This is a genomic window from Megasphaera massiliensis (assembly GCF_036305205.1).
Taxonomy (GTDB): Bacteria; Bacillota; Negativicutes; order Veillonellales; family Megasphaeraceae; genus Megasphaera; species Megasphaera massiliensis.
Map to the genome: position 1 here is coordinate 118,238 of NZ_JAXIXE010000041.1, position 18,552 is coordinate 136,789.

Here is an 18,552-nt window from a genome sequence, read left to right on the forward strand (position 1 = left end):
CTCCATTAGTTATTTCGCCATACCGGTACCGCGTAGGGTATGACGCGCTTCTTGTACAGTAGCTTGTAATTGGCTGTCCGACAGGACTGCCTTTTCTTCCCGCACAGCGGGCGATGCCGTTTGCTGGTCGCCTGCAGCCGGAGCGGACGGCTGTTCAGCCAGTTCTTCGACAACAGCAGGAGTTGCTGCCATCGACGTTTGCGGCAAAGATTGAACAGAGAGCTGCGTTTCCTGATCCGTGCCGGACTTTCCGGCAGCTTCTTTGGAAACTGCAGCCGGCGGGGCTGCGCTGTCCGCAGTATCGCCTGATTCATGCTTTGGCCGTTCTCCATAAACGGATGCTTCTACCGACCGCGGCAAGTCAGTCTGCCGCGGCTGATGGAAAAGATACCAGCCGCCCGTCACCAAACAAAGGGCCGTGACGATGGCTCCAAGGCGCAAAAAGCGCTTATGGGCGGGACGGTGTCGGCGTAAATTCTTCATTTCCGCCTCGGCCAGCATCAAATTGAGTTCGCCCTTGATATCGGACTCTTTGTCAAAAGATGCTTCCGCCTTTTCCAGCCAGGACTGAACAGCCCGAACACGGTGAAGGGTATCGTTTTGGGAGCGTTTCATACAGCCTTCTCCTTTCTGTATAAACGAATACGCTTATAATATCGGATGAGGCCATATGAGTTTATACCGGCAAAAGAAAGCAAAAATATGCCATAATCTATATTTTACAGCATTTTCCAATTCTTTTCACCTAAAAACAGGCCAAATTTAGGAAATTACAAAAAATTTAATCCCGGCTGTCGTGAATAAAGCGGCTGAGCATCCCCCTCACCCTGCGGATGCCCCGCTTTTGCAGACGGTATACGTAAGGCAGACTGATATCGAGGGCCTTCGCTAAATGCTTCTGCTCGACATCTTTCAGATAGACGCCTTCGACGACGGCCTGCTCTTTTTCAGGCAGGCGCTGCAATACCCCGCTGACTTTTTCAAAAAGGAACTGGCGACTCGCCGCTTCCACCGGATCCTCTCTGTCATCGCACAAGGTATCCTGCAGGGTCATCCCCTGTTCGTCCGGTGCATCGAGGGACATGGCACTGACGGCCCCTTCCCGCTTTAAATAGTCGAGGATAGCCCCGCGGATGCGATGAACAGCAAATAAGGGAAAGGCCACACCGCGGCTGTGGTCATAGCGCTCAACGGCTTCCATGAGCCCCAGTGTCCCTTCTTGCAGGGCATCGAGCAAAAGATCCGTGTGGATATTCCAGCGCATGGCTTCTTTAAATACCAGTGGCTGGTACTGTTCGATAAGACGGCTGCGGGCCCCGGCATCGCCGCCTTCTTTATAAGCCTGCCACAAAGCAGCTTCTTCTTCCGGCTGCAACAAGGTTATCTTCTGCAGTTCCTGTAAATAATCTTCCAGCATGGCCTTTCACCTCCTTTCATCGTTTCCATGAGGCACATAATAAAGATAGATTTAGAAATTGTATTTATAGAGGGCACCGATAAAGTTGTTGTCGCTCGATGTCCAGGCACTGAGACTGAAGCGGCTGCCCAAATCATACATGATACCGAAACGATTGTCATCGTGATTGAGGCCAAAGGCCGCTGTGACCATAAAGTCATTGAACAGGTATTTGCCCATTTCAATATTGTAGTAGTTGTTGCCGACATCCGTATTTCTATCATTGAGGTCGAGGGACCCGTTGGTTACGGTCAGCATATCTAAGGACAAGGCTTTTTCCAGGCTCTGAGTAATACCCAAGCTGTTCAGCGTCATGCGGATGCCCGAACCGAGGAGGGAACTCATATCATCTTCACCGATGGAACTCTGGGGGCGGCCGCTGCCATTGCGCAGGGTAATGAGCGATACGATCTGCGGCTTGGTGAGCGGCGGATCCGAACGAAGCAGGAGATCCATGTTATCGGCCTGACCGCGCAGGGTCAGCATGACCGTATATTGGCCGACGCGGCTGATACCTTCGGCATCGATATACGGCAGAAGTGAGTCGTAGCGTGAAAAGTCGGCAATGGCCTTGGAAACGCGGAAATTCGTATCCAAGTAGTGAACCGAACCGCGCGTAGCTTCAAAACGGCCTGACGGATTCGGATGTTCCAGGCTGCCCTTAAAGGAAACGGCGCCGGTCACCATGAGGTCATAGAGAGCCGAGTTATAAAGACGGACCTTGTCGCCTAAGGATAAGGTAAAGTCGAGGTCCAAATCAGGCGTCGATGAGCTTTCGCTGAGGGTCAGCGGGACGTCAATGGTCGCGTTGTTGATATCGATAAGGCCGCCGATTTTCGGTCGTCCGTCACCGGGCGTGACGTTGATATACCCCGTAAGGGGCCCATTATAGTAAGGATTATCCACATTGAGATTGGCAAAATCTGCCGATAAGGAGTACGTATCGAGGCTGCGGCCGCTCCACGAGGCATTGCCGCTGATACTGACACTGCCGGGATCCTTCTTGCCTTTTTTATCCATAGTGCCGCTGCCGCTGAGGACGGCGCTGCGTCCCTTGAAGGATAAATCGGCGTTGATATCATTTAGCGGATAAACCGTATCCTTGAACTTAATGGTCCCGTCTTTTACGGTAACGTCGCCGGTAACCTGCGGATCCGCCAGAGTTCCGCTAACCTTAACGGCCCCTTGTATCTGACCGTCGGCATCCGTTACATAAGGGGTAAGGAAGGTCAGGATATCGAGGCTCGTATTCGAGAGCTGGAAGTCGACATCCATCGACTCATCGGTCTTACCGCCGGAAAGGGCACTGACAGGAATCGTCCCTTTGGCGCTGATTTTATAAGGGTCGCGGCTGGCACTGGCTTGCTGGACCGTAATCATGCCGCGACGAATATTAAACAGGGCAAAGGCACCGCTGATGGAAATGCCATTGGCCGTACCGCTTCCAAGCTGAGCCGATACGTCGGCCTGAAGGTCATCAGAGGTCCCGCTGAGGTCAGCGGCAAAATCGATGGGCGCATCGACGACGAAATCAGTCTTGCCCAATACAGTCATCAAGGCCTTAGACGGGAACTGTTTCGCTGCCACCGATAAAGCCACCGGGCCATGAAGGGCATAGGAACCCTTGGCCGCTAAGGTGCCGTCTCCGATTTTAAGAGCCAGCTTATTGATATTGACGATGCCTTGTTCCAGTCTGACGTCGACGTCAGACGGATCGATGGTTTCGCCGCCAAAAGTACCTTGGCTGATATTCCCCTTCATAGAGACTGTCGGATTGTCACTGGTACCGCTGATATCAATCTGACCGTTCAGTTTCCCGGTAATATCCTGTACCGGCATATCCGCCACTTTAATCAAACCGGCAATGTCGCCGTTGACGACCGTCGCCTGGCCACGAATAAAGGAGGTTTTCGTATTATACATCAAATTGGCATCATAATTGCCGTCGAGCTGTGAGAAATGCAGATTGGTCAGCCGCAGTATGCTGTCGTAATAGGCAAAATCACCATGGACGTCGTTGAGGACCATATGATTAATAACCAAATTATCTGCCTTCAAAGCCCCGGATGCCGTCGGAGCGGACATAGTTCCTCCAATATGCGCCGTCAGATCAAAAGAACCGCTGCGCGGCGTCTGATTCTGCGGGGCCAGTCGGGAAACGTCGATATTTTTCCCGGTCACATCGAGATCCAGCGTATCACCAATAGAACCTTCCAAGGCTACCGAAGCCGTATAGGACGAAATATCCCCGTTCGACAAATAGACGGTTCCCTGATTGAGGCGGTAGTCAGCACTGATATTCTTATACAAGTAACCGGCATAGGAACCGCTGGTCAGTCGGAAGGAACCGGCAGCCGACGGATTGTCAAGGGTTCCCTTTATCGTCACCGTATTATCGGCCCAGCCCGTGAGCGGCAAATCTTCCTTGCCGACAAGGGGCAGCAGTTGTTCCACGCGAATATGGGACGTCGTAAGCGAAGCGTCGACAGTCCGGCTGTCCAGATCGGCACGACCGGTCAAGGTATGCAGGCCTTCACCGCGCCGCCAGTAGAGGGCCGGAATTTCAATCTGTTTTCCCTGACCGTGAGCCGACCCGTTAATGCTGTCAAAGAGCATCCCTTTGATTTGGCCGTCTTTGGCACTGAAGGCCAAGTCCCAATTTTGTCCGTCAATATGTCCGGCAGCATCCGCGGTCCCGCTCATAGGAACAGACAATAGCGGCGAAGCCATATCGAGGGGGATATCATGGGCTGTAAAGGAAAATTGCGGTCGTTGTTGATCGACATCATAGGAGCCGCTGATATCAAGACTGCCGCCGCCGACATCGGCATGCCCTTGATTGACGTTGACGACATGGCCGTCATAGGTCACATCGGCTTGAGCCCGGTCCGCTGCCAGTCCATTGTAGGAAAGATTCGATGCCTGTACCGTCCCCGTCGCCAGGATAGTGCCATCCTTACTGTTTCCGCCAGCTCGGAACGAGCCCGAAACGAGGCCCATAACCCCGACCGGCATATCGGGGACAGCCGTCAAATCAAGGCCGCTTACGTCGGCTTCGGCGGCATAGGCACCTGTATTTACATCATATTGGGCCTTCCCCTTGATGTAGGCGCCAAAAGCCCGGGCCGTCAGAGAATCGACGGTCACCATCTGACCGCTGTAGTTGACGTCAGCCGAAGCCTCATCGACGGTGTAGCCGTTATAGGCAAAGTTATGAATACCGGCAGTTCCCTTCACTCGGACATCCTCTGTCGAGCCCCAGACAATACCTTTAAAATCCGCCGTCCCGCTGGTTCCTTCCGGGATGTAGCCTGCGAAAGCCGTCACATCCGCACCGGGTACGTCGACGTTGAGATTGAAAACGGGAACATCCCCATTGGTTACGACCTTACCGTCGATGCGGAAGGCCTGACCGTTGGCCAAGCCCTCGACTCCTGACAGGGTAACGTCGTTGGTCGTAAGATCGGCATGGCCTTTTAATTCGTCAATGGCAACGCCGCTTACATCCAATTTACCGTCCGCAAAATCGGCCTGACCGGACATGAAAAAGCCCTTGTGACTGTCAGCAACGCGGACCTTGGCATTTTTGACAGTGCCCTTCTGAAGGACGACGTCGTTTGAGGCCGGAATGAGGAAGGACGCATACCGGGCGTCGACGGCATCGGCATTGACGACAAAGTCATACTGCCGACTGGAAGCATACCTTCCATGAGCCGTGATTTTCTGTCCGTCGACATTCATATCGGCATCGATGTCCATGGACGGGTACTTGGCGAAGGAAACACTGGCCATAACGTCGTTCCCGACGACGAGGGTATTATCAGGCAACAGCGCCCGTACCGTACCGTCATGAACACGGATCACGCCGCGAAAGCCGGAATCACTGCTGCTTTCCGTCGGTTTCAAAATCGACGTGATATTCCACGATCCGTCTCGATTCTGCCACAGATGAAGGACCGGTTCATTGACGTCGGCTGTATCCAATGCCTGGAGGATTTCCCCTTGCTTTAACGCCGTTACAATCTTACCGGGATTGACATAGATGCGGACGTCCTCGCCTTCGAAAACGATGCGGCCCTGCGAATCTTTAATAACCGGTTTTGCCAAGACCACTTGGCCGGTCAAAGATATATCAAGAGAAGAGAACCCCAAGGTTCCATTCAGTTTACTGTTTGCAGTTGTCGTAATCATATTGCTCGCCATTTGGGTTAAAGCCGGTTTTTCCATCCACAAGGCAATGCCGGCAGATAGAAAAAAAGCGGAAAAACCGCAGGCAGCAATCCATTTTTTCTTCATAAGCAAGCTCCACATACGAAAAAAGAGAGAATTACACGTTCTAATTCTCTCTTTATTCTACCTATGGTATTGCGGAAAATCAAGAAATAGATGACAAATCGGAACGTTTCTCCGAAAATTGTTAAAAACCTGTCATCGTCCTCTTCCCTTAATATTGACCGCCTGTTCCGTTCAAAGACGGATGGATGACGCCTGATTCGACGTCGACACCCATGACTTGTTCAAGTTTGGCAATGCCGACGTTGTAGTCGTACAGGGCCTGGATGTGGTTGACCTGAGCTTCATTGAGGCTCAGCTGGGCATCAAGAACGTCCAGGTTGATGCCGACACCTGCCTGATAGCGGATGTTCTGAATACGATAGTTTTCGCGGGCCTGGTCGACAATGGTCTGCGTTTCTTCGACCTTTTGCGCTGCGCTGCGAATATTGAGGTAGGCCTGCTTGACGGCGAGCTGTACCGATTCGCGCGTGGCCTGTTCCGTTTCCCGTGCAACCAAGAGGTCTTGTTTAGCCTGGTTGACCTTGGCTTTAGTCGCGCCGCCGTCATAGAAGGTGTAGGTTACACCGGCGCCGATATTCCAGCTGCGGCGGTCGGAATCGACACCGGGGAAGTTATTATCCGACCAGCTATTGCCGCCGGTAACCGAAACCGTCGGTTTATTGCCGGCGTCGGCAATAGAGATGTTTCGTTCAGCCTGCTGTACCGCAAGGGCTGCCTGGAGGACTTCCGGGCGGTATCTCATGGCGTAGTCCGTGGCTTCCTGAAGGGAAATGTTGTAAGTATTAAAGGGCAGTTGATGATCGGCCAGATTGAGCTGCGTCTGTAACGGCAGGCCGAGGATATTATTTAAATTCGATTCGGAAATGGCCACATTATTTTCGGCCGTAACGGCTGTCGTCTTGGCATTGGCCAGGGAAACAGCAGACGACAAGACGTCGACGCGGGCTTTCGTGCCGACGTTGTACTGGGCCTGGACGTTATCTAAATGGCCCTGGAGATTGGTAACGGCCTCCTGATAGACGCCTTGTAATTCCTGATAGGCTAAGAGGGCATAGTAGCCTTCAACAGCCGAATATTTCGTCGCCTGTTCGACACGGAGGATTTCTTCCTGGGCATCGACTTTACCCAATTTGGCAACGTCAATACTGCCTTCGACCTTACCGCCCGTATAGAGAGGAATGGTCACAGCCAGGGAGTTTCCAAAGGCATTGGAAATGGCATTTGTGCTCCGGGACGAAGCGAGGCTGGCGTTCGTAGCCCGCGTACGCGTAGCGCTGAAGGTGTAGTCGACGACGGGGGCTCTGCCGGCTCTGGCTTCATCGATGGCATATTCTGCCTTGCGCAGGGAGTACTTGGAGTTCTTGATATCGCGGTTGTAATCGAGGGCCATCTGAACCGTTCTGGGCAAGGTCAAATCGACGACGCCGTTCGTCGGCACGCGGCCGACGACGATGACCGGATCGATTTCATTTTTCTTAGCCCGTTTAGCCGCTTCTTTCTCAGCCAGTTTCGCCGAATCATCGGCAATCTTTTGGGCCAGTGTTTCACGCATTTCCGGCGTAATATCCGCGGTCTGGGCATTGGCTTTGGCACGTGCCTTCGCTTCGGCCTTAGCAGCCTTTTTCTGCTGTGCCTGCTGGGCTTTGATTTCCTTATCTTCCGCTTTAGCCCGAGCCTGGACTTCATCGGCCTGGGACAGATCGACAGGACGGACCGATGCCGTCGTATCGTCAGCGGACGCAACGGCGACTGTGCTTATGGTTGTAATCATCATGGCGATGACCAATTTCTTATACAGTTTGTTGTTCATCATGGGTACCCCCTGTTTTCTTTATATAGAATTTGCTAAAAAGCATAATTAATACCATAATAGTTGCCGCCATCGCGACGACTCATGGGCCGCGTGAACTGGCTGAAAAGGTAGAGATCCGACGTCAGCCGATACTGGGCTTTTAAGCGAAAACGCCAGTCATCGGGATCGTACCCTTCAAGGGACAGGCGAAAAGGCCCGTCGTGGAATAAATCAGTACCGATACCGAGGTCGCCGTTGATCAATCCGGCCCTCAAATCAAAGATGCCGTTACGACGGCCGTACTGTAAGTTGAGGTTCGTACCGTTACCGATATTTTCAGCTCCGATCAAGCCAAAGCTATCGCCGCGGTACACCCTAAAATTTACATTGCCGCTCGTTTCGTTCTTCGTCGTGTTATATAAGAGTCCGCCTTCGCCTTCGACTTTGATATCCGATGAACCGCCAAGGATTTTATTGACCTTGGTCGTTATCTGGGCCGTATTATCGAGCGTCGTCTGGATATTGGCCTGGGTCTTGGGGTCAGTCGTCATCTTTTCCATAGACTGGGCGATATTTTCAAAGCGATCGGTAATCGATTTTATATTGGCCGCCGTTTCCCGGGCATTGGCCGAGGTCGCACCGTCACCATCGAGCTGCTGCATAGACGCATTCATTTGCGCCGTCACCGCCGCCATGTTAGCCGTAATCGCTTCAACATTGGCCGCGTTGGCATCGAGCATCTGACTGGTCCGGCCCGTAATAGCATCGATATTTTGAATGGAACCGCGCATGGCAGCCTGAGTTTTTTCATCACCGATAACGGCATTGAGGCTCTTGACCATCTCATCGGCGCTCCCCATGAGTTTGCTGGCGCTGTCCATCATATCGTCCATGGTCTTGCCCTGCTTGCCGTCGATATAATCGCCGTCAGCTAAGAGGTGGCTGCGGTCGGCACCGGGAGAAATAGAAACGATTTTCTCCCCTAAGAGACCGTCCGTTGTAATGACGATTTTCGAGTCCCTCGGAATTTCTGTTCCCTTATCGATTTTCATGGTCACGTCGACGCCGTTTCGCGACGGCGTTACTTTTTCGACCTTACCGACATGGACGCCTACGTAGCGGACAGAATTTCCTTTTTGCAGCCCGTTGGCATCATTAAATTCGGTATGGATGACAAAGCCCGGCTTGCCAAAGAGTTCGATATGGGCCAGGCCCATGACGACGCCGCTGAATAAGAGGACAGCGACGATGGTGACGAAACCTACTTTGGCTTCTGAGCTCCACTTCATAGACTATCCCCTCTTTCTTCCGGAAGACGACCGCCGTGGATAAAGCGTTGAACGTCTTCGTCATCGGTTTGGGCAAAACTTTTTTTATCGGCAATGAGCCGAAAGCGCCCATCCTGTAAATAAGCCAACCGGTCGGCGACAAAAAAAGCCGAATCCATATCGTGGGTAACGATGACCGAGGTGGCGTGAATCTGTTTTTGCATGCTGACGACCAGACGATTGATATCCATGCAGCGCAGCGGATCGAGGCCGGCCGTCGGTTCATCATAGAGGATGACCTGCGGGTCGAGGGCAATGGCCCTGGCTAAACTGACGCGTTTTTTCATACCGCCGGATAAATCATTGGGCATCATATCTTCAATCCCATCGAGACCGACGAGATGGAGTTTTTCCTTGACGATTCGCTGCCGCGTCGCCGCATCGTCGTGAGTATGCTGACGAAGGCCGAAGGCTACGTTTTCACCAACCGTCATGGAATCGAAGAGGGCGGAATACTGAAAAACCATCCCCATGTGACGGCGAACCTCCATCAGCTGGTCTTCATCATAAGTGGTAATATCCGTATCATGGAAGAAAACATGGCCCCTTGTCGGCTTTTGCAGACCGATGATGAGGCGCAGGATCGTACTCTTGCCGGAACCGCTGGCACCGAGGACGGCCAAGGTCTCTCCCTGATGAATGTCTAAATTAATGTTGTCCAGTATGACCTTATCGCCATAAGCGACGGTCACATCGCGAAGACGAATCATGATCCTCCTCAATATAATAAAACGGATAAGATATAATTGCAGATAAAAATAAAGATGATCGATGTCACGACGGATTTCGTCGTCGCCTGACCGACGCCTTCAGCACCACTTTGAGCATTCATGCCTTCATTGCAGGCAACGAGGGCAATGATACCGCCAAAAAACATAGCTTTGACCATGCCCAGGACGACATCGCTTATGTTCGTAAATAATTCAATCGAATTTACATACGTAAAATGCGTCAGACCGGCCCCGAGGGTCGCCACGCCGTAGCCGCCGGCCGTCCCGATGACATAGCCGTAAAAAGCCAGCATCGGCACCATGATGACGCAGGCAATAAATCGAGGAACGACCAAATAAGCAATAGGATTGACGGCCATGCAGCGCAGGGCGTCGATTTGCTCGGTAACCTTCATGGTCCCTATTTCTGCCGTCATAGCAGCACCGACGCGGCCGGCCATGACGACGCCCGTTAAGATAGGACCCAACTCACGCCCCATAGCAACGGACATGACGCCGCCTAAGGTCGACTGTGCTCCGTAGCGCAGGAGAATGTCGACGATCTGTAAGGTCATGACCATACCGGCAAAGAGCAGTGTCATACTGACGATAGGCAGGGAATTGACGCCGAGATGAGCCATCTGGTTGAACATCAGCTGCCGTTGATTCTTCGGAAGCTGGCGCAGCGTCCGGGCAAAAAGGATGGCGATGACACCGACTTGTTCAAAGACATGGATGGTAAACTTCCCAATGTCTTCTAAAAGTTTCTGCATGAAAGACCGCCCTTTCCCTAAGTAGTAGACTACTTTTACTATACCATTATTAAAAATGGATGTAAAACACCAATATTTAATTGTGCCTAAATTGTGAGAAAATAAAGGCTGAAAACTAAAATTCTAATTTGAGTTTCCATAGGTAAAATAATAGCATTTTATGCGAAAAATGGCAAGTAAAAAGGGCCGTCCGAAGACAGCCCTTTTCAGGTCTTATTAAAGCAGGACGCTTTGTCCGGTAAAAGAGCCGGTTTTACACTCAGTGGAACAGATCGAGGTCGACTGTCCGAATCACGGAAGCCGCATCTTTACCGCCGTCCTTATCTTGATTTTTGTCGTTCTTTTTATCGGTATCCTTGCTGTCATCGGTCTTGTCGGATTTTACCAGTTCGTCATCTTGAGACGCTCCATCCGATTCATCACCGATGATCGCCTTGGCTTCATTGATATTGTGGTTCTTGGCGAGGAAGGCATCGCGTTTTTCCGGTGTTACGACTTTAATCGTTATCTGGCCGTCGCCTTTGACGATGTACGGCGTAGCGATGGATGACTTGGCATCGCTTTGATTGTCGTCGCCCACATTGTGCTTACTCGGCTTAATGACATCTTTAGCACTGGTTCCCGGTTCTTTACCACGGATTTTCTCCTTGCTCACCTTGGTCCCGCTTTCATTGATCATGCTGACGCCCTGATCGAGGATTTCAATGACCAAATCATTATTGGAGTCTTCCTTGTCGATTTCTTTTTTCAAGGCATCAAAATCTTTGTAACGACGCAGGCGTTTGATGATTTCATCGGTCAAGTTGTAGCGCTGCTTTTCAATCAAATACGGCAAAGGAATGACACCGCCGCCGCGGACTTCTAATACCATATCCCCCAAGGGCTGATCCTTAGGCACGGTAAAGCTCATGGTCTTCACTTCATCGACACCGCGGTAGGGATGGAGTTTTACTTTAAAGTATACGTTGTCCCCGGGACTTACGACAACCGGAGCGGCTGTAGCATCGACGATGGAGGCCGACTTGCGGGCCTGGGTAATATCGACATTCATGGTGATATCGAGAACGGGATAATCAATGAATTCGTTATGCTTTAAGATATCGAGAACATTGTACAATTCATCAATGCTCTTTTCATTGATATTTTCCTCGGAATAATACATATTGTGGCGGGTAATGTCCTTATCGCGGCCATTAGACGAGCGAATGGTATAGGACAAGGTCGCCGTGCCGCCGCCGGTGCGGTCGATGGTCTTATTGACCGTATTATAGACCGTCGTCGCAGCTAAAACAGGAGTCAGTTCATTGTCTTCAATGATCTTAACGCGTTTAGTCATGGCCGTATCGGTATCGGTATCGCGTACGTTGATCGTAACCGGAATGCCCGGTGCCAAATAGTCGTACTGACCGCTGATGCCGGCGCCCCGATCCTGGGTAATCTTGCCGACTTCAGCACCGATAGATCCTAATTTGAAAGAGCTGGACAGGTTGTTGACAACCGTAAAAATATAGGCATTATGCATGAAATAATTGATACTGCCCTTTTTCAAAAAAGGATGACCAAAGGCGACGATGTGATCGTTGTCAACGTAGGTAACCGTACCGATAGCGCCCATCTTCATATCGCCGTTAACGAAGGCGGCAGCCACACTGCTGCCGGGTTCTAAAGGCATGGCGACATCATCGGTGCTGGCCGATGCCGTATCGACGGGCATGAAATTATAATCGGGCAGCTTGCTCTTCATCCACTCGGCCGACGTCGTATCAAAACCGGACATCATCAACGGCGTAGCAATGGGAATGAGCGACGATTCACGGGCGTTGAAAGGCCGGATTTCCTCCTTGGTCGGCACGTTCCACAGTTTCAACATGTCGTTGATGGGCGTAATCATACCGATGCGGGAGTTGGTAAAGGACCAGCCGTAGGCAACGGCGCCGAGGAGCTTACCGTCGATGTAAACCGGACTGCCGCTCATCCCTTGGGCAATGCCGCCGGTCTGTTCGATGAGGGGACCGGAAAACTTGGCCAGAATCAAATCCCCCGACGGGCCGCTGTTCTTCATGACCCCTAAGATTTCAACGGGGAAGGTCTGGATTTCCGTCCCTTGAACGACGGTCTTGGCATAGCCGGTCATACCGATTTGGACGTCACTGACGTTCATAAATTCCTGAGCCTGTGCCGAAACCGCCAAAAGACAGGAAAAGGCCGCAGTCAGACAGACTCGGCCCACCATACGCCGTAAAGCAGAGACTTTCTTCGTCATGGAGGATTTCATCATTTCGTTTCCACCACGACGACAACGGCGCCCTGCTGTACCTGCGAGCCCGGCTGGACGAGGACCGATTTAACAACACCGTCTTTATCAGAACGGGCTGCCGGCATCGGACCGGCTAAAGAATTGACCGTAAGGAGAACATCTCCTTCTTTAACAGCGGCACCGACAGGGGCTACACTGACGACGCTGCCGCTCAATACGGTTATATAGGATACATCAGCCGCAGCTGCCGGCATCGCGAGAAGACCGGCGAGTCCGGCTAATACGGCGAGTCTGTAAAGTTTTTTCATGACGGCTCCCTCCATTCCTATTTCACTGAAAGAGCGAAACAGTTATAAATCATCAAAACTATCTTTTAAGCGGTCCATTTCTCGGACGGCCTTGCCGGCACCATGGGCCACGCAGAGCAGCGGATCTTCGCAAAGATAGGCTGCCATGCCGGTCGTACGGGAAATAAGACGGTCAAAACTATCGAGAAGTAATCCGCCGCCGGTGAGGACGATGCCGTGGTCGGCAATGTCCGCCGCCAGTTCGGGCGGTGTCTTTTCTAAGATGGAAACGATCGTCTTGAGGACGGTCTGAATCGGTTCGTCGATGGCCAGGCGGATTTCCTGTGAATCGATGTCAATCGATACGGGAAGTCCCGTTTCCGTGCTGCGCCCGCGGACGTCGGCCGTCATGCGGCGGCCGTCACTCATAGCCGTGCCGATTAAGATTTTCAGCTCTTCTGCCGTGTGCTGGCCAATGGTGACGTGCTTTATCTTTTCCAAATAACGGATGATGGCTTCATCAAAGGTATTGCTGCCGATGCGCAGGGATTCACTGATGACGATGCCGCTCAGGCTGAGAACGGCGACATCCGTCGTGCCTCCGCCCATATCGACGACCATAGACCCGTTCGACGTAGCGATATCGAGGCCGGCCCCAATGGCTGCTGCCAGCGGTTCTTCCATGACCGTCGTCTTTCTGGCTCCGGCCTGCATGGCCGCTTCGATGACAGCCCGCCGTTCGACGTTGGTAACGCTCGACGGGACACAGATGACGACGCGGGGTTTAAAAAACAAGGACTTCCCAATGGCCCGGCGGATGAAATACCGCAGCATGTACTCCGTCGCATCGTAGTCGGCAATGACGCCGTTGCGAAGGGGGTGGTAGGCATGGATGTTGCGCGGCGTCCGCCCGATCATAGCCTGGGCTTCGCGGCCGATGGCAACGACCTTATTTTCCATCGTATCGACGGCGATGACGGCCGGCTCATTGACGACGATGCCCTTATTTTTAACGAATACAATAATGTTTGCCGTCCCCAAATCAATGGCAATATCACTGGCAAACCAGTTCGATAAAAAGAACGAGCGGGAATGCCGTGCCGGCTGTACCTTTTTTTTAGTTTTCTTCTTCCTCAATATTGACGCGAACAATATCTGCACCTAGCCTTTGTAATTTTAATACAAAATTATCGTAACCACGGTCGATGTGGTATAGATAACCGACTTCCGTTTCGCCTTCAGCGACCAAGCCCGCCAGGACCAGGGCGGCTCCGGCACGCAGGTCGGTGGCATTGACCGAGGCGCCTTTAAGCTGTTCTATGCCTTCTACGATGGCGCTGCGTCCTTCGATTCGGATTTTAGCACCCATCCGTTTAAATTCATCGACGTGCATGAATCGGTTTTCAAAGACCGTTTCCGTAACGACGCTCGTTCCTTGGCAGAGCGTCGTCAACGCCATGAACTGGGCCTGCATATCCGTCGGAAAGCCGGGATAAGGCAAGGTCTTTATATCGGCCGGCCGCAAGGGCTCATGGCCGATGACGCGGATACCGTCGATTTCTTCCTCCACTTCGGCACCGACTTCTTTTAACTTAGAAATAAGGGGCTTCAAATGCTCTGAAATGGCATTTTCAACGAAGATGTTGCCCTTGGTCATAGCGGCGCCGATCATAAAGGTACCGGCCTCGATGCGGTCGGGAATAACGGCGTGGCTGGCACCGTGGAGTTCCTTGACACCTTCGATGCGGATGACGTTGGTACCGGCACCGCGAATATTGGCACCCATGCTGTTCAGATAGGTTGCCAAATCGACGATTTCCGGTTCTTCAGCAGCATTTTCCAAGACCGTCTTGCCATTAGCCATGGAAGCAGCCATGATGATGTTTTCCGTCGCACCGACACTGGGGAAATCAAGGTAAATCTGAGCGCCCTGCAGCCCATTTGGGGCTACGGCTTCGATATCGCCGTTTTCAAGGTTGATGACGGCACCCATGGCTTCAAAGGCCTTGAGGTGCAAGTCAATCGGACGCGCACCGATGGAGCAGCCGCCGGGCAGGGAAATCTGTGCTCTCCCCTTGCGGGCCAAGAGCGGTCCCATAACTAAAAAGGACGCACGCATGCGGCGGACCAAATCATACGGTGCCGTCGTCGATGTCAACTCCCGGGCATCAATGATAAGGGTATCTCTTTCGGGGTGTTCTATATGGACGCCGAGGGATTCGATGACGTCGCAGACGGTATGGACGTCAGCGAGCTTCGGAATCTCGGTCAATGTACTTTTCGTCGTTCCCAACATAGATGCGACAATAATGGGCAGTACGGCATTTTTAGCCCCACTGACGCGAACAGTGCCCTGTAAGGGCTTTCCACCATGAATAACAAGTTTCTCCAATTCTGGTGCCTCCTAATAGTATTCGAGTAGTTTTATCTAAATGGCCTCCAAAGACGCGATGCCTGAAGATGCCATTCTATTGAGCATATAATTACTATCAAATTATTCTACCATAAACGGAAAGAAAAAAAAAGGCTTGGCGCCTAGGCGACAAGCCCTTTTTTAGGAATACCTTGTAAAGGAAATGTTATAGGTGGATACTCCATTTCGCTTCTTTATTGAAGCGGTGGAAGGTATCGATAAAACGAATCGTTCCGCTGCGGTAACGCATGACGACGGACATCGTCCGGGCGCCGCCGCCAAAGTACTGAACGCCGCGCATCATGGGCGTATTGGTAATGGCTGTCGCCGAGAAAATGCAGTCATCCCCTTTTACCAGATCATCGAGGGTCATGACCTTGTTAATATCTTTGATGCCCATATCCAAACAGCGCTGCCGTTCTTCGTCGGTATAAGGAATGAGGCGGGCCTGCATATCGCCGCCGAGGCACTTCAAGGCGGCCGCTGCCAGAACCCCTTCCGGTGCACCACCGATTCCCATGACAACGTGAACGCCGGAACCTTCGATACCGGCGTCGACCGCCGGTGAAACGTCGCCGTCGGTAATGAGCTTGATACGGGCACCGGCGCTGCGGCACTCGTCGATAAGGTCTTTGTGGCGCGGCCGGTCGAGGATGACGACGGTCAAGTCATCGATGCCTCGTTCTAAGCCCTCGGCGATGCGGCGCAGGTTTTCCGGCACCGACTGATTCAAGTCGATACGCCCCTTAGCCCGCGGTCCGACGCAGAGCTTTTCCATATACATGTCCGGCGCGTGAAGTAAATCACCTTTCCCAGCAATAGCCATGACCGAAATGGATCCGTCCTGCCCTTTTGCCGTCAAATTCGTCCCTTCCAAGGGATCGACGGCAATATCGACTTCCGTACCGCCGGCACCGACTTTTTCGCCGATATATAACATGGGGGCCTCATCCATTTCCCCTTCGCCAATGACGACCGTACCGTCGATGGGAACCGTCGACAAGATCGAATGCATACCGTCGACAGCCAGTTGATCGGCGCCATTCTTATCGCCCTTCCCCATGAGACGGCCGGCTTTTACCGCTGCCGCTTCCGTAACGCGGACAAACTCCAAGGTCAATACGCGATTCATAAGGAACCTCCTTGTCTAAAAATAACGAAAACACATATATAGTATTATTTCTAGGCAAAGTAAAAAACTCCTGCTTTTAGACAGGAGTTTTTTTAACAGCATCTCAGGGACGAGACTTTTATTTTTCTTTCGTAATGACGTCGCAGTGCATGTACGGACGAAGGACTTCCGGTACTACGACCGAGCCGTCAGCCTGCTGATAGTTTTCGAGAATAGCAGCGACCGTGCGGCCTACAGCCAAGCCCGAACCGTTTAAGGTATGAACGAATTCCGGCTTCGATTTCGGGTTCCGGCGGAAGCGGATGTTAGCCCGCCGTGCCTGGAAATCTTCCGTATTGGAACACGAAGAAATTTCACGGTATTTCCCCTGGGCCGGGAACCAGACTTCGACGTCGAAAGTCTTGGCAGCCGAGAAACCGATATCGCCCGTGCAGAGGCAGACGACGTGATAGGGAAGGCCCAAAGCCTTTAAGATATCTTCGGCATTCTGTGTCAGTTTATCGAGTTCATCGTAGCTCGTTTCCGGAGCCGAATATTTTACCATTTCGACTTTATGGAACTGATGCTGGCGAATGAGGCCTCGCGTATCGCGGCCGGCAGAACCGGCTTCAGCGCGGAAGCACGGTGTCAGGGACGTGAAGTAAATCGGCAGTTTACTGCCGTCGATGATTTCACCGCGGTAATAGTTGGTAAGCGGTACTTCTGCCGTCGGGATCATATACATTTCTTCGCCTTCGACATTGAGCTTATACATGTCTTCCGCAAATTTCGGCAGCTGACCCGTACCGGTCATGGAATCGCGATTGACGATATATGGCGGAATGACTTCGGTGTAGCCGTCTTTTTCCGTATGTTGGTCGAGCATGAAATTGTACACAGCGCGTTCCAAACGGGCGCCGGCGCCGACATAGTAATAGAAACGGGCACCGGTAACCTTTGCGGCCCGTTCAGAGTCGAGAAGGCCTAAGCGTTCGCCGACGTCCCAGTGGTTCAAGGGTTCAAAGTCGAACTGTTTCGGTTCGCCCCACTTGCGGACTTCCGGGTTATCGCTGTCGTCGTTGCCGACCGGAACCGACGGATGGCACATATTGGGGATCATGAGCTGGATGGCGTGCATATCGGCTTCGACAGCCTTGACTTCCTTATCGAGGACGTCGATGTCGTCGCCGAGTTTCTTCATAGCTGCAATCTGGGCGTCGGCGTTTTCTTTATTGCGTTTGAGCTGGCTGATTTCCTTGGTAACTGTATTGCGTTCATTCTTCATGGCTTCGACTTTTTGAAGGATTTCACGCCGTTTATCGTCTAAGGCGACGAAGGCGTCGACGTCGGCATGGGCGTGGCGATTCTTAATATTTTCCTTTACTTCTTCTACGTGGTCGCGGATGAATTTCGTATCTAACATGATAGCTGCTTCCTTCCTCTGTAAATATACTTTAACTACCTCGCTGCGATAGTATTATAACCCTTTTTGTTCAATACCACTGAACAAATACCCCATATGATTCGTCGAATTGAGCAGGACCAAACGCCAGGTCCCATCCTGCCATTCTAAGACGTTGATGCAGGTATTGTCCTGCTTGATCTGCCAAAAATGGCTTAAATCAAGGCCCAGAACGTCACAAATGATGGCCTTGTTTACGGCATCGTGAGCTGCCACCAAGACCGTCTTGCCTTCATATTTCTGAACGTAATCATCGAAGGCCGCCCGGACACGGCTGCGGACGTCTTCCAAGGACTCGCCGCCCTTGCCCGGCATGGTGACCGTGTGAGGCGCCGTATGCCAGCGCTGAAATTCATCAGGATACTGAGCCTTGATGTCATCAGCCAGCCGCCCTTCCCAATCGCCGTGATTGATTTCAAGGAGGCGGTCATCTTTTAAGACCGTGAGACCGTGAAGCGCCGCACAGAAAGAGCAGGTCATGTAGGACCGTTCGAGCGGACTTGAAATAGCCACGTCAATGGGCGTATTCTTTAAGCCGTCAGCAACCATGCGGCCTTGGAGCTGGCCCCGTTCGCTGAGGTGAGTATCTTCCTGTCCCTGGTAGCGGCCTTCAATGTTCCATTGTGTTTCGCCGTGGCGAATAAGTATGATGCGTACCATAATCTTC

At 52.1% G+C, this 18,552-nt stretch carries 14 protein-coding genes; all 14 read right to left on the reverse strand.

What is annotated here, in order from left to right; all coding sequences use genetic code 11:
* Nucleotides 1–9: 9 nt before the first annotated feature.
* The 14 genes from UCI88_RS09255 to UCI88_RS09320 all read right to left on the reverse strand — a co-directional run bounded on the left by UCI88_RS09255 (nt 10) and on the right by UCI88_RS09320 (nt 18,545).
* Complete coding sequence (locus UCI88_RS09255) at nt 10–615, reverse strand: hypothetical protein (protein ID WP_044503270.1); 606 nt, start codon at nt 613–615, stop codon at nt 10–12.
* A gap of 166 nt (nt 616–781) precedes the next feature.
* Nucleotides 782–1,417 carry a sigma-70 family RNA polymerase sigma factor gene (locus tag UCI88_RS09260; protein WP_044503271.1) on the reverse strand — a complete coding sequence of 212 codons (636 nt, stop codon included), beginning with the start codon at nt 1,415–1,417 and terminating at the stop codon, nt 782–784.
* 51 nt (nt 1,418–1,468) lie between these two features.
* A complete protein-coding gene (locus UCI88_RS09265) occupies nt 1,469–5,752 on the reverse strand; it encodes a translocation/assembly module TamB domain-containing protein (RefSeq protein ID WP_256179929.1) in 4,284 nt (1,427 codons plus the stop codon).
* 148 nt (nt 5,753–5,900) lie between these two features.
* Complete coding sequence (locus UCI88_RS09270) at nt 5,901–7,565, reverse strand: TolC family protein (protein ID WP_256179930.1); 1,665 nt, start codon at nt 7,563–7,565, stop codon at nt 5,901–5,903.
* Between the two features lie 32 nt (nt 7,566–7,597).
* The gene (locus UCI88_RS09275) at nt 7,598–8,833 is read right to left on the reverse strand and encodes an MlaD family protein (protein WP_044503274.1); all 1,236 of its coding nucleotides are present in this window, start codon (nt 8,831–8,833) and stop codon (nt 7,598–7,600) included.
* Nucleotides 8,830–9,582, reverse strand: a complete 753-nt coding sequence (locus UCI88_RS09280) for an ABC transporter ATP-binding protein (RefSeq protein ID WP_044503275.1) — start codon at nt 9,580–9,582, stop codon at nt 8,830–8,832. The genes UCI88_RS09275 and UCI88_RS09280 overlap by 4 nt, the downstream gene beginning before the upstream one ends.
* 8 nt (nt 9,583–9,590) lie before the next feature.
* Nucleotides 9,591–10,355 carry an MlaE family ABC transporter permease gene (locus UCI88_RS09285; protein WP_044503276.1) on the reverse strand — a complete coding sequence of 255 codons (765 nt, stop codon included), beginning with the start codon at nt 10,353–10,355 and terminating at the stop codon, nt 9,591–9,593.
* A gap of 259 nt (nt 10,356–10,614) precedes the next feature.
* The gene (locus UCI88_RS09290; protein ID WP_044503315.1) at nt 10,615–12,588 is read right to left on the reverse strand and encodes a SpoIVB peptidase S55 domain-containing protein; all 1,974 of its coding nucleotides are present in this window, start codon (nt 12,586–12,588) and stop codon (nt 10,615–10,617) included.
* Between the two features lie 41 nt (nt 12,589–12,629).
* Entirely contained in the window at nt 12,630–12,920 is a 291-nt protein-coding gene (locus UCI88_RS09295; RefSeq protein WP_044503277.1) for a biotin/lipoyl-containing protein, read from the reverse strand.
* Between the two features lie 42 nt (nt 12,921–12,962).
* Nucleotides 12,963–14,036, reverse strand: a complete 1,074-nt coding sequence (gene mreB / locus UCI88_RS09300) for a rod shape-determining protein (RefSeq protein ID WP_071822287.1) — start codon at nt 14,034–14,036, stop codon at nt 12,963–12,965.
* Nucleotides 14,017–15,291 (reverse strand): UDP-N-acetylglucosamine 1-carboxyvinyltransferase, encoded by a 1,275-nt coding sequence (gene murA / locus UCI88_RS09305; RefSeq protein ID WP_044503278.1) that lies wholly within the window; start codon nt 15,289–15,291, stop codon nt 14,017–14,019. The genes mreB and murA overlap by 20 nt, the downstream gene beginning before the upstream one ends.
* 187 nt (nt 15,292–15,478) lie before the next feature.
* Entirely contained in the window at nt 15,479–16,444 is a 966-nt protein-coding gene (gene glpX, locus UCI88_RS09310; protein WP_044503279.1) for a class II fructose-bisphosphatase, read from the reverse strand.
* Between the two features lie 118 nt (nt 16,445–16,562).
* Entirely contained in the window at nt 16,563–17,846 is a 1,284-nt protein-coding gene (serS, locus tag UCI88_RS09315; RefSeq protein ID WP_044503280.1) for a serine--tRNA ligase, read from the reverse strand.
* A 54-nt stretch (nt 17,847–17,900) separates the two neighbouring features.
* On the reverse strand, nt 17,901–18,545 hold the full coding sequence (locus UCI88_RS09320; RefSeq protein ID WP_044503281.1) for a histidine phosphatase family protein: 645 nt from the start codon (nt 18,543–18,545) through the stop codon (nt 17,901–17,903).
* Nucleotides 18,546–18,552 lie beyond the last annotated feature (7 nt).